Genomic DNA, 11,323 nt, shown 5'->3' with positions numbered 1-11,323 from the left:
CGCGGCCTGAGCCGCGACCGCACTGCACACCGGCGCCGCGCCGGCAGCCGCCGGTGCGGCGGGAGCCGCTGGTGCGCCGGCGGCCTGGTCCACACACTGGTATCCGCCCGTCTTCAACGGGGCGGCTGCCGCATGTGGGCTCAACGCCGCGGCCGCCACGCATAGGCCTGCACCGGCAACTACTCTCACAGCAATCCGACCAAAGGTGCTCATCGCCGGGACTCCTTCAACTCTGCTCAAAAATGACTGCGACGAAAATTTCCTGTGGCGCAACCGTAGAGCACACCGTAATGCCCGTCTACACAACGCCAGAAGTGGTTGCGAGGTTGACGCTCAAGCGAGCTTCGGTTGTGACGCAGCCGTATCCGTGTCGTGATTCAGGCCCGCGGCGTGCCGATGTCGGCACCGATACAGCTAACACATCTACCCACTCAGCCGGTCGGCAGCGCCTCGGCCGCGGCCCGCCGGAACTCGCTCGGATTGACGCCGCGGACCCGTTTGAACGCTGCGCTGAACCCGAACGGATCGGAGTACCCGACGGTGCCGGCGATGTCGGAGACGGTCGCCCCCTTCCGCTCGATCAGCAGGTCGGCCGCCAGCGTCATCCGCCAGCGGGTGAGGTAGGTCAACGGCGGTTCGCCCACCAGATCGGCGAAGCGCTTGGCCAGCGTCGAGCGTGACACCCCGACCCGGTCGGCCAGTGTGGCGACCGTCCACGGCGCGGCCGGGTCGGCGTGCAGCAGGCGCAGCGCGTCGCCGGCCACCGGGTCGCGCTGGGCCGCCCACCACGCCGGCGGCTCGCCGCCGGGCCGGTCGAACCATTCGCGCAGCGTGCACACCAGCATCCAGTCCAGTAGGCGGTCCAGCACCACCTGCTGGCCGGGGGCGTCGACGGCGACCTCCGCGGCGAGGTGATCGAGCACCGGGTCTCCCGTGCCGCCGGCTTCCACCCGCAGCACGACGGGCAGCGCGTCGAGAAGCCGCCGGCTGATCTCGCCGCGCACCGGATAGGCGCCGACGATCAGGGTCGTGCCGCCGTCGTCGCGGTTGTCGGACCAGCCGAGGCGGTGCCGGGTCCCGCCCTGTTCGGGTGTCGCGCAGCGCTCGCCGCACGCGATCGGCTCCGCCACGGTGTCCAGCTCGTCGACGAACGTGAACGTTCCGGGACCCCGCACGACGACCGTCTCATAGGCGTGGAGCGGCTCGGGCCGGCCGTCCTCGGGCACGATCCAACCCTGACCACCCAGGACGGTGCACAGGGTGAGCGGCGCGCCGTCCACGAAGTGCAGCGCCCATGGCGGCGACAGGGTGCTGCTGCCGAACAGGGACCCATGGGCCCGTACTCCACGGAACAGGTCACCGAACGCGTCCATGCCCGCGAGGTTAGACGATCGGACATGCATCTCGGCTTCGTACCCATGGAAGTGTCCGGCCGAGCGCCGTTCAATGGGTCACATGAGCATCGACACCACCCTCGTCCTCGGTGGAACCGGCAAGACCGGCCGGCGCATCGTCGCCCGGCTACGGTTGCGCGGCGCGCCCGTCCGTGCCGCGGCGAGGTCCACCGAGATCCCGTTCGACTGGTCCGACCCCGGCACCTGGGAAGCGGCACTGCAGGGAGTGGCCGCCGCCTACATCGTCGCGCCGCCGCTGCCGGACGGCACTCCGGGACCCGCGCACGACTTCGTGGCCCGTGCCGAAGCCGCAGGTGTGCAGCGCCTGGTCCTGCTGTCCGGGCGCGGTGCCGACACCTGGGGGGACTCCACATTCGGGCAGGACATGCGCGACGCGGAGGACGCCGTGCGTGGTTCGTCGCTCGAGTGGACCGTGCTGCGACCCAACAACTTCGCCCAGAATTTCGACGAGGAGCTCTGGCACGCACCGCTTCTCACCGGCACCCTGGCGCTGCCGGCCGGCGGGGTGCCTGAGCCGTTCATCGACCTCGAGGACGTCGCCGACGCCGCCACCACAGTGTTGACCGAGCCGGGGCGGCACGCCGGACGGATCTACGAGCTCACGGGTCCGCGGTCGATCACCTTTGAGGAGGCCGTGCAGATGATCTCCCGCGCGGCGGGTCTGCCGATCTCCTACAAGCAGATCTCCGCCGACGAGTACGCGGCGGGTCTGGTGGCAGAGGGCGTGAGCGAGGACGACGCCCACCACGTCGCCGAGATGTTCGTGCTGATGCGACGCGGCCTCCTCGCCGAGACGACGGACGGCGTCGCCACCGTGCTGGGCCGCCCGCCCCGCACGTTCGAGGACTATGTACTGCGGACGGCAGTGGCGGGGGCGTGGCGGCGATGAGCGCCGACGGGTTGACCGTCGAGGATCGCGAGTTCCTCCGGCGCCCGCTCTACGGCTTCCTGTCGGTGGCCGCGGGACCGCGCCCGCCCCAACCGCGCCCGGTGTGGTTCGACGTCGCCGACGACGGCACCGTGCAGCTGTTCACCGGACCGGACACCGCGAAGATGCGCCGCCTGCAGGAGGATTCGCGCGCGTCGCTCGTCGTCGCCGCACCGGTGGGTGAGCGCGAACGCTGGGTGTCGGTCGCCGGACCGGTCACGGTCGAGTCCGACGGAGCGCACGACCTCGCCGCCCGACTCGCCGCGCGCTATTGGGATCTCGAGGACGCCGGCCGGGCGGCCGACCTCGCCGAGATCCTCGCGCAGGACCAGGTGCGCCTCGTCATCCGCCCGCAGAAGGTGAGTCGCTACTCGATGTGACCGGCACCGATGCCGGCGCCGGGCGGGTGAGGGGCACCCGGCCGGCCTCGTCCAGGGTTGCGGGCCCACTCGGTTGTTCGAAGAACACCTCGGCACGCCGGCCATCCGCCTCCATGGTGGCGATGGTGTTGCCGAACAGCGGGCCGCAGGTGTTCGTCCAGCTCACGGGGAGGTCGGGCAGATCGCGGTGCCGGGCCCATCGCCGGGTGAGCCGGGCCACCGGCCGCGACCACCCCAGGCGGAACGCCGGCTTCACCGCCGCGGGCACGTAGTTGTGCACCGGTGAGCAGACCAGTTGATGCACAGTGGCACCTCGCCCCGCCTGTAGGCCGGCCAGTTGTGCGCGCGCGGCGTAGCTGTGGTGGACATCGCCGGAGAGCACACTGACCGTCGCCGGCCCGGCGGGATCGCCGGCCACCCGGGTGATCAGCCCGGTCAGGCGCAGGAACGACTTCAGGAACGCCGCCCAGTGCTCGAGATCACCGGCACGCCTGATCTTCTCGGCGAGTCGGCCGCGTCTGCCAGGGCGGTTGGCGGCCTGCTCGTTCACCATCTGCAGATCGCTGATGACCGGCGGCAGCAGCCACGGCAGCGACGAGGCGATCATCAGGTGGTCGACGTCGTCGAGGCGGTCGGTGGCTTCGCCCTCGAGCCAGGCGAATTCCCGTTCGCCGATCATCATGCGGTTACCCGACTCGAGGATCCGTCCGTTACGCGAGTCGACCATGATCAATCGGGTGCGGCCGAGATCCCATCGGTAACTGAAGCGGACGCCTTTGCTGTCATCGACCTCCTCGTCGGCACGGTCGGCGAGATCGGTCAGGAGCGGCCAGGTGTCGCCCTCCGCCGCGACCAGCCGCTGATAGTCCACATTGTCCGCGAGGTCTGCGGGGCTGAGGTTGCCCAGGTGCTGGTACACCCAGTACGAGGCCAGCCCGGCGCGTATCCGGTCGCGCCACCAGGGCATCTTCTTGACATCCGTCCGCCATGCCTCGGAGGTGTTCCAATCGTCGCGGATGTCGTGATCGTCGAAGATCATCGCGGTCGGCACGGTCGACATGAGCCACCGGATCTCGGGGTCACCCCACGAATGGCGGTACAGCCGTTCGTATTCGGCGAAGCTGACGACTTCGTCCGGCGGCCGCCCGCCGTTCGATTTGCGCCGAGTTCGCTTGCCCGCCAGTTGTTCTCGCGATTCCGGTGTGAGTTCGTCGGCGTAGAGCTGGTCGCCCAGCAGGATGAGGGCATCCGGCCACGCCTCGATCGGTTGTCCGGCCATGCGGGTCGCATACGAGTCGAGGGCGTCGCGACCCAGCTTGGAGTCGACCTTGTCGTCCTCGGTCTTCGGGTACCGGCACGATCCGAAGATCGCGCGCACCCGCGGCGCGGATTCCGGGCCGCGCGTCCGGATGACGCTCGGCGGATACGGCGCGTCGTCGACCGGCCACACCTGCCGGCCGTCCACGTGGACCCGGTACTCGGTGACCGAGTCGGGGGTCAGTCCGGTCACCTGGACGAGGGCGTAGTGGTAGCCCTGCACGTTGAACGTCGGCGCCGAGCAGCCGAGGACGGTGACGGTGGCCGCCTGCTCGGTCTGCACCCACACCGATGCGGTCGTCTCACCGACATGGCGGAGCGCGGGACCGAGCACGAGAGGCACTCCTTCACCCTACGGATCGGCGGACCTCCGTCACATCGCTTGCGCACATCGGAAGCTGCGGGCGCAGAACTCCTCGAAGGTGCGCGCGGGGCGGCCGGTGACGTCCTCGACGGTGCGGGTGACGCGGTCTTCGGCGCCACCGGCGATGTCGACGTCGAGCGCGGAGAGTATCCGGGCGAATTCCAGCGGAATCCCGCCGGCGGCGACGTGTCCGGCGTGCTCCGCCGCCGACACCGATTGGTGCCGCACCGGGCGGCCGAGGTGTCGGGCGACGATCTTCGCGGCCTCGTCGTAGCTCAGCGCCCGCGGACCGGTGAGGATGTGTTCGGTGTTGTGCGCGAACGGGTCGGTGAGTGCGTGGGCGGCGACGGCCGCGATGTCGTCGGCATCGATGAACGCCACCCGGCCGTCGCCGGTGGCGGTGACGATCTCGCCGTCGCGCACTCCCTGCGCGACGAGGTGATCACCGGTGAAGTTCTGCATGAACCACGACGGGCGCAGGACGGCCCACTCGGGCATCGTCGACCGGACGAGTCGGTGCACCTCTCCCAGGCCGGGCGCTCCTTCGGGCAGCGCGGACGAACTGAGTTGCACGACGCGGCGCACGCCGCACCTGCGCGCCTCCTCCAGGAACGGCTCGACCAGGGGCGCCGGATCGGCTTCGCCCGGCGGCGCGACCAGGTACACGGAGCCGGCGCCGTCGAGCGCCGATGTGTGAGTGGTGCGGTCGACCCACTCGAATCGCACCTCACCCGGCGCCGTCGGCGTCCGCGTCGCCGACCGGACGGGGACGCCGCGCGCTGTCAGGACGGCCACCACCCGGCGACCTGTCGTCCCGCTCGCACCCAGTACCAGCACGTCGTTCATCGCCGCACGCCGCCGAACGACTCCAACTGTTCCGTGCCGCCCATCGCCTCGGCGGCGGCCAGTGGGCTCCAGTAGTCGCGGTAGCTCTGGATCCGGCCGTCGCGCACGGTGATCACGGCGATGTACCGCATCCGGTACGGCGCCCCGGACGCGACGACGGTGCCCGCCGCCTCGAACTCCACGATCACCACCCCCGGATCGACGGTCTCGTGGACGACCTTGTGCGGGAAATCCTCGATTCGGAGCAGATCCGGATATCCGCGCATGTACTCCGCAACGGCTTCTCGGCCGACCACGCGCTCGGGATAGCCCGGCGCGGCAAAGGGGAACTCGATCACGCCGTCGTCGGCCCACAGGTCGGCGAAGCCGGCCATGTCCTGCCTCACCAGCAGGTCGAGTGCGCGGTCGACGAGTTCGACAGGTTGCATATCAGACCTCCTCGGTATGGACGATACGGTACCGTCCCGACGCTAACCGTACTCGGGACGGGACGGTATCGTCCAGTCCATGCCACGCCGCCCGCCCACCGGAGCCGCAGTCCTCCAGCCGACGGTCACCGCGTCGATCACCGAGGCCGTGCTGGACGAGCTGGCCGACCTCGGGTACGCGCGGTTGTCGATGGAGGCGGTCGCGAAACGGGCCGGTGTCGGGAAGAGCGCGCTGTACCGGCGGTGGTCGTCCAAGCAGGAGATGGCGCTGGCGGTGCTGGCCGAGTTCAGCATCGACCAGGCCGCTGCGCCGGACACCGGCTCGCTGCGCGGGGATCTCAGGGAGTCCCTCGACGCGGTGGCCCGCTGGCTGTCACACCCCCGCTTCTCCCGGATCCTTCCCGACCTGGTCGCCGAGATGGCCCGCAATCCGGAACTGAGCGACCTGGTGGAGGGCATGATCGGCCGGCCTCGCCGGGACCGTGGCGCGGTCATGCTGCAGCGGGCGATGCGCCGCGGTGAGTTGGCGCCCGACACCGACCTGGACATCGCCCTCGATCTGATCGGCGCCCCGGTCTACTGGCGGTTGACCGTCCGCGACGCCGACGCCGAGCCCGGTTACCTCGACAAGCTCGTCGACATGCTCGTGCGCGCCCTCGCCCGTCCGTCCTGACCCCGCGCGCCGACGCCATCGGGCGTTAACGTCCACGGCGTCGGTCGTCCACGCGCGACTGCCACAATGCGGCAACCCGCCAGCCACGACGAAGCCTGCACAGGAGCGCGATGACCGACCTCGTTCACACCCCGCAGCCGACTCCCGCGCACAGCGTGCGCACCGGGATGGACGTGGATGCGCTCAAACAGTCCGTGCAGGACCACCTGAGGTACTCGATCGGCCGGCCGGCCGCCGCGCTGAAGCCGGAGCACTACTACCGGGCCCTGGCCCTGGCGGTGCGCGACCGCATGCAGGACAACCGCGTGGCCTCCACCCAGACGTCGATGGATCTGGGCAGGAAGGTGACGTGCTACCTGTCGGCCGAGTTCCTGATGGGCCCCCAGCTGGGCAGCAACCTGCTCAACCTCGGGATCGAGGCGGCGGCCCGCGAGGCGCTGGGCATCCTGGGGCAGGACATCGACGAGGTGCTGGCATGCGAGGAGGAGCCCGGCCTCGGCAACGGCGGCCTTGGTCGGCTCGCCGCGTGCTACCTCGATTCGCTGGCCACCCTGGAGCGCCCGGCGATCGGCTACGGCATCCGCTACGAGTTCGGCATCTTCGACCAGGAGATCCACGACGGCTGGCAGGTCGAGAAGACCGACAACTGGCTCGTCAACGGAAACCCGTGGGAGATCGCCAAACCCGACGTGAACTACCGGGTGAACTGGGGCGGGCACACCGAGCACTACACCGACGACGCAGGCCGCCACCGGGTGCGCTGGCTGCCCGACCGCGTGATCAAGGGCGTCGCCTACGACACACCCGTCCAGGGCCACGCGGTGAACACCTGCAACGTGCTCACGCTGTGGAGCGCGCGCGCCGTCGAGTCGTTCGCGCTGGAGGCGTTCAACACCGGCGACTACTACCGGGCGGTCGAGGAAGAGGTGACCTCCGAGACCGTCACCAAGATCCTCTACCCCAACGACGAGCCGGACATCGGCAAGCGGCTGCGACTGCTGCAGCAGTTCTTCTTCGTGTCGTGCTCACTGCAGCACATCGTGCACATCGTCGAGGATCTCAGTGACCGCTCCGTGCACGACCTGCCGCAACAATTCGCCGTGCAGCTCAACGACACCCATCCGTCCATCGGCGTCGCCGAGCTCATGCGCATCCTGGTCGACGAACGGCATCTCGACTGGGACGAGGCGTGGGCGATCACCGTGGCCACCTTCGGCTACACGAACCACACGCTGCTGCCCGAGGCCCTGGAGACCTGGCCGCTGGCGCTGTTCGGCGAATCACTGCCGCGGCACCTGGAGATCATCTACGAGATCAACCACCGCTTCCTCGACGAAGTGCGTCTGCGCTTCCCCGGCGACGGTGACCGTGTCCGCCGGATGTCGCTGATCGACGAGGACGGCGGCAAGCGTGTCCGGATGGCTCATCTCGCTACCGTCGGCAGCCACGCCGTCAACGGTGTCGCGGCGCTGCACTCCGATCTGCTCAAGGCCAGTGTGCTCAAGGACTTCTACGAGCTCTGGCCGGAGCGGTTCACCAATGTCACCAACGGTGTGACGCCGCGGCGGTTCCTGGCGCTGGCCAACCCGGGACTGCGCCGGCTGCTCGACGACACGATCGGCGCCGGCTGGATGTCGGACCTGAGCAGGCTGACCGAGGTGGAGCGCCACGTCGACGATCCGGAGTTCCAGCAGCGGTGGCGGGACATCAAGCGTGCGAACAAGTCCCGGCTCGCCGACTACATCAGGTCGACCTCCGGTGTGGACCTCGACCCGAGCTGGTTGTTCGACATCCAGGTCAAACGGATCCACGAGTACAAGCGCCAGCACCTCAACGTGCTGCACATCGTCGCGCTCTACCACCGGCTCAAGCAGAATCCCGGCCTCGACATCGCACCGCGCGCCTTCATCTTCGGCGGCAAGGCCGCGCCCGGTTACTTCATCGCGAAGCGGATCGTCAAGCTCATCAACGCCGTCGGCGAGACCGTGAACAACGACCCCGACGTCAACGACCACATCAAGGTGGCGTTCGTGCCGAACTTCAACGTGCAGAACGCCCACCTGATCTATCCGGCGGCCGACCTGTCGGAGCAGATCTCCACGGCGGGCAAGGAAGCGTCGGGCACCGGGAACATGAAGTTCATGATCAACGGCGCGTTGACCATCGGCACACTCGACGGCGCCAACGTCGAGATCCGCGAGGAGGCGGGGCCGGAGAACTTCTTCCTGTTCGGCTTGACGGTCGAGGAGGTGGAACGCGTCAAGGCGCAGGGTTACCGGCCGGCGGACCACATCGAGGCCGACGAGGAGCTCCGGGCGGTCCTCTCACTGATCTCGAGTGGACACTTCTCGCACGGAGACACCGACGTGTTCCGGCCGTTGGTGGACTCGCTGACCTACAGCGACCCGTTCCTCGTGCTGGCGGACTACGCGGCGTACGCGCAGTGCCAGCAGCGGGTGAGCGACGCGTGGCACGACACCGACGCATGGACCCGGATGTCGATCCTGAACTCCGCCCGCAGTGGCAAATTCTCGTCGGACCGAGCCATCGCCCAGTACTGCGACGACATCTGGAACGTGGCGCCGGTGACCGTCCGGGTCTGAAGCGCTACAGCCGGTCGACGATGTCCTTGGCGTCCTTGAGTCCCATCCCGGTCTCCTCGACGAGGGCTTTGATCGCTTCGAGCTTCTTGCCGTCCATCACGAGCTGGCGCACCTTCGGGCTGACCTGCGCCTCCGACGGCGCCCCTTCGTACGCGACGGGGATCGGAATGCCGTAGCCGCGCACCGCCCGCTCCAGCAACGCGACGCGATGTTCCAGTTGTGCCACGCGGTCCCGCAGTTCGTCGCCGCCGTCAGATGAGGAGAACATGCCCATGTCGACAGTCTGTCCTACCGGTAGCGCCGGGGGACAGTCCAGGGACGGCCGAACTCCAGGTCGAACGATTCGGGGTCGAACGGGCTGTCACCTCCCGCGGGGAAGCTGGTGAGCTCACCGAAGACGATCCGCCCGTCGACGTCGTACACATCGACACGGACGAAGTCGGTACCGGCGCCCAGCCTTTCGGACAGATCGATCATCTCCGCCAGGCAGTCGGGCGCAACGGGCTCGGGATGTGCCCACGGCGGTCCGCCGCGCAACGGTAGGTGCTGCCAGTCAGGTCGGAAGAAGTCCATCGTCCGCGAGCCGAACCGTCCGCCGTCGACCTGGACGAAGGCGCAGCGGCCGTGGAAGACGAAGAACTTGTAGTCGTCCGGGATGGCGCCGTCGGCACCTGCGAGCATCTCCTCGACGATGATCCGCGGGGTGATCCGCCCGTACACCCATTCGCGGTTCGGACCCTGACCGTAGAGCTGTGCCACCCAGCCCTTCGCGATCCGGATGATGTGTTCCCGAGCCGCGGCCTCGGGCCTGACGTGGCGGTACACCCAACTCCCCGGCTCGGTCGGCAGACGCGCCTCGGCCGGAGCGCTCTTCGAGACGACGACGGCGGCGCCGCTACCGTGCGTCGGCTTGACCACGTACGCGTCGGGCAGATCGAGGTCCCGTAACGCGGCCGGGTCGTCGACGATCGCGTACACCCGCGGAAGGTACCGCTCCCCCACGATCGACGCGACGTGATCGCGAACCGCCGCCTTGTCCGCGAAGGTGACCACGAGCGCGCGGTGGTCGCGCAGCATCTTGTAGCGCACCTTCTCCCGGAAGGTCCGCGGGTTGCGGGTGCGCCAAAGACGCACCGCACGAACAAGTCTGCTGCGTTCGCGCCACCGGACGCCCTGTCGCTCCTCGGGGGATCGCAGCGCCGGCATCACCAGCTCAGGCTACGGCTGCGCGCGGACTCCTCGCCCTGCGAATCCTGGTTGTCATGACCGCCTGGGGGGATTGGATCGCTTGAGTCGATTTCAACGCTGACCTCTGAACAGCCGATCTACGGTCGGGTGATGCCGGCCCTCCTGGGCGGAGGCCGATCAAGACGCCTCGGCCGGTAGTGACGTGTGCCAGTCACGGTCGGCCAGCGCGCTCGCCCGGCTGTCCAACAGAGCACGAGTCGGAGCATCGGCCGGGAACCACAATTCCACCCGCGGCGTCGCCACGGTGATCTGCTGCGGGATGCCGACCACGCTCTGCAGTGTGAAGAACGACAACCTGCCGTAGTCGGTGTCGAACCGCAGGTGTAGCGACGGATCACGGCGCTCCCGCTCGTGCGGCTCACGCAATCCGCCGAAACGGTCGCGCAGCGAGACCTCGAACTGATCGACGCGCGTCCGCAGGCCCGGGTTGGTCAGCTGCTCCATCCGCAACTGATGCAGCAACACCGACCCGACGGCCGCGGCATCGCGCATGTGTGACAGGAGCCCGCCCGCGTGAGTCAAGGCCGCGATCATGTCGATCTCGGCGTCGGGATCGGGCACGCTGGCCCATAGATCGGGCATCACCACCGAGCACAGCCATTGGCCGCTGGCATTCATTCGCAATATCGTCCAGTCTGCGTTGAACACCAGAGCCGGGTACGGATCGTGGTGTCCGATCATCTCGACCAGAGTGGCGTTCGACCCCGCTGGTGCACCGTCGAGGTCGACCACGTGCCGGGGCGCGTACCCCCCGGCGAGCAGGCACACGTTGAGCTCTTGATTGGAGGCTCCCAGCGACCGGGCGAGGTGGATGATCAGCTCTCTGCTCGGGCGCGCGCGTCCGGTCTCGACGAAGCTGAGGTGGCGGGTCGACACCACGCAGTCCGCCGCGACGCGCAGTTGGCTCCAACCGCGACGAGCGCGCCAGCGGCGCAGGTGATCACCCACTCCACCTTGAGTATTGGTCGACTGGATCTTGCACGGAACGACCATCGACGGATCCCTCGGGGATGGAGCCACTGACATGGTTGGCACCTCAGACACTCTCTGCTGTTCGGCTCGTGGACGGATGTGCCTCGCGCCGCGGAGCGGCGACACCAGCTCCGCGTCGGGCGGACTGT

Annotated in this window: 11 protein-coding genes; 4 read left to right on the top strand and 7 right to left on the bottom strand. The window is 68.7% G+C overall.

Annotated elements, in window-relative coordinates; translation table 11 throughout:
* Positions 1 to 431 precede the first annotated feature (431 nt).
* Positions 432 to 1,373: an AraC family transcriptional regulator gene (locus tag H7I41_RS00665; protein ID WP_264010618.1), complete on the bottom strand. Its 942-nt coding sequence runs from the start codon at positions 1,371 to 1,373 to the stop codon at positions 432 to 434.
* A gap of 82 nt (positions 1,374 to 1,455) precedes the next feature.
* Between H7I41_RS00665 and H7I41_RS00660 the strand changes: the two genes are divergently transcribed.
* Together H7I41_RS00660 and H7I41_RS00655 are read left to right on the top strand one after the other, a co-directional pair.
* On the top strand, positions 1,456 to 2,304 hold the full coding sequence (locus tag H7I41_RS00660) for an NAD(P)H-binding protein (protein WP_264010617.1): 849 nt from the start codon (positions 1,456 to 1,458) through the stop codon (positions 2,302 to 2,304).
* Positions 2,301 to 2,723: a pyridoxamine 5'-phosphate oxidase family protein gene (locus tag H7I41_RS00655; protein WP_264010616.1), complete on the top strand. Its 423-nt coding sequence runs from the start codon at positions 2,301 to 2,303 to the stop codon at positions 2,721 to 2,723. The genes H7I41_RS00660 and H7I41_RS00655 overlap by 4 nt, the downstream gene beginning before the upstream one ends.
* On the opposite strand, the gene H7I41_RS00650 is transcribed toward H7I41_RS00655, so the two are convergent.
* Genes H7I41_RS00650 through H7I41_RS00640 form a run of 3 tightly spaced genes read right to left on the bottom strand, consistent with a single transcriptional unit; the run spans position 2,686 to position 5,678 of the window.
* Complete coding sequence (locus H7I41_RS00650) at positions 2,686 to 4,383, bottom strand: alkaline phosphatase D family protein (protein WP_264010615.1); 1,698 nt, start codon at positions 4,381 to 4,383, stop codon at positions 2,686 to 2,688. The genes H7I41_RS00655 and H7I41_RS00650 overlap by 38 nt on opposite strands.
* Before the next feature lie 30 nt (positions 4,384 to 4,413).
* Positions 4,414 to 5,250, bottom strand: a complete 837-nt coding sequence (locus H7I41_RS00645) for an NmrA family NAD(P)-binding protein (RefSeq protein WP_264010614.1) — start codon at positions 5,248 to 5,250, stop codon at positions 4,414 to 4,416.
* A complete protein-coding gene (locus H7I41_RS00640; protein ID WP_264010613.1) occupies positions 5,247 to 5,678 on the bottom strand; it encodes a nuclear transport factor 2 family protein in 432 nt (143 codons plus the stop codon). The genes H7I41_RS00645 and H7I41_RS00640 overlap by 4 nt, the downstream gene beginning before the upstream one ends.
* A 79-nt stretch (positions 5,679 to 5,757) precedes the next feature.
* Between H7I41_RS00640 and H7I41_RS00635 the strand changes: the two genes are divergently transcribed.
* Both H7I41_RS00635 and H7I41_RS00630 read left to right on the top strand, forming a co-directional pair.
* The gene (locus H7I41_RS00635) at positions 5,758 to 6,351 is read left to right on the top strand and encodes a TetR/AcrR family transcriptional regulator (protein ID WP_264010612.1); all 594 of its coding nucleotides are present in this window, start codon (positions 5,758 to 5,760) and stop codon (positions 6,349 to 6,351) included.
* Between the two features lie 110 nt (positions 6,352 to 6,461).
* Positions 6,462 to 8,954 (top strand): glycogen/starch/alpha-glucan phosphorylase, encoded by a 2,493-nt coding sequence (locus H7I41_RS00630; RefSeq protein WP_264010611.1) that lies wholly within the window; start codon positions 6,462 to 6,464, stop codon positions 8,952 to 8,954.
* 4 nt (positions 8,955 to 8,958) lie between these two features.
* Here H7I41_RS00630 and H7I41_RS00625 read toward each other — a convergent pair whose 3' ends face one another.
* From H7I41_RS00625 to H7I41_RS00615, 3 genes are all read right to left on the bottom strand, one after another.
* Complete coding sequence (locus tag H7I41_RS00625) at positions 8,959 to 9,228, bottom strand: ribosomal L7/L12 family protein (RefSeq protein WP_264010610.1); 270 nt, start codon at positions 9,226 to 9,228, stop codon at positions 8,959 to 8,961.
* A 14-nt stretch (positions 9,229 to 9,242) separates the two neighbouring features.
* Entirely contained in the window at positions 9,243 to 10,160 is a 918-nt protein-coding gene (locus tag H7I41_RS00620; protein WP_264010621.1) for an ATP-grasp fold amidoligase family protein, read from the bottom strand.
* Between the two features lie 159 nt (positions 10,161 to 10,319).
* Complete coding sequence (locus tag H7I41_RS00615) at positions 10,320 to 11,300, bottom strand: helix-turn-helix domain-containing protein (RefSeq protein ID WP_264010609.1); 981 nt, start codon at positions 11,298 to 11,300, stop codon at positions 10,320 to 10,322.
* Between the last annotated feature and the right edge of the window lie 23 nt (positions 11,301 to 11,323).

It is taken from the genome of [Mycobacterium] manitobense (assembly GCF_025821665.1).
In the GTDB taxonomy this organism is placed as follows: domain Bacteria; phylum Actinomycetota; class Actinomycetes; order Mycobacteriales; family Mycobacteriaceae; genus Mycobacterium; species Mycobacterium arseniciresistens.
This window is presented reverse-complemented; position numbering and strand designations above follow the sequence as displayed.

What these genes read in the sequence shown, in the direction of transcription:
- H7I41_RS00655 (WP_264010616.1), top strand. Translation starts at nt 2,301, where the DNA reads ATGAGCGCCGACGGGTTGACCGTCGAGGATCGCGAGTTCCTCCGGCGC.
- H7I41_RS00635 (WP_264010612.1), top strand. Translation starts at nt 5,758, where the DNA reads ATGCCACGCCGCCCGCCCACCGGAGCCGCAGTCCTCCAGCCGACGGTC.
- H7I41_RS00665 (WP_264010618.1), bottom strand. Translation starts at nt 1,373, where the DNA reads ATGGACGCGTTCGGTGACCTGTTCCGTGGAGTACGGGCCCATGGGTCC.
- H7I41_RS00640 (WP_264010613.1), bottom strand. Translation starts at nt 5,678, where the DNA reads ATGCAACCTGTCGAACTCGTCGACCGCGCACTCGACCTGCTGGTGAGG.
- H7I41_RS00625 (WP_264010610.1), bottom strand. Translation starts at nt 9,228, where the DNA reads ATGGGCATGTTCTCCTCATCTGACGGCGGCGACGAACTGCGGGACCGC.
- H7I41_RS00660 (WP_264010617.1), top strand. Translation starts at nt 1,456, where the DNA reads ATGAGCATCGACACCACCCTCGTCCTCGGTGGAACCGGCAAGACCGGC.
- H7I41_RS00630 (WP_264010611.1), top strand. Translation starts at nt 6,462, where the DNA reads ATGACCGACCTCGTTCACACCCCGCAGCCGACTCCCGCGCACAGCGTG.
- H7I41_RS00620 (WP_264010621.1), bottom strand. Translation starts at nt 10,160, where the DNA reads ATGCCGGCGCTGCGATCCCCCGAGGAGCGACAGGGCGTCCGGTGGCGC.
- H7I41_RS00645 (WP_264010614.1), bottom strand. Translation starts at nt 5,250, where the DNA reads ATGAACGACGTGCTGGTACTGGGTGCGAGCGGGACGACAGGTCGCCGG.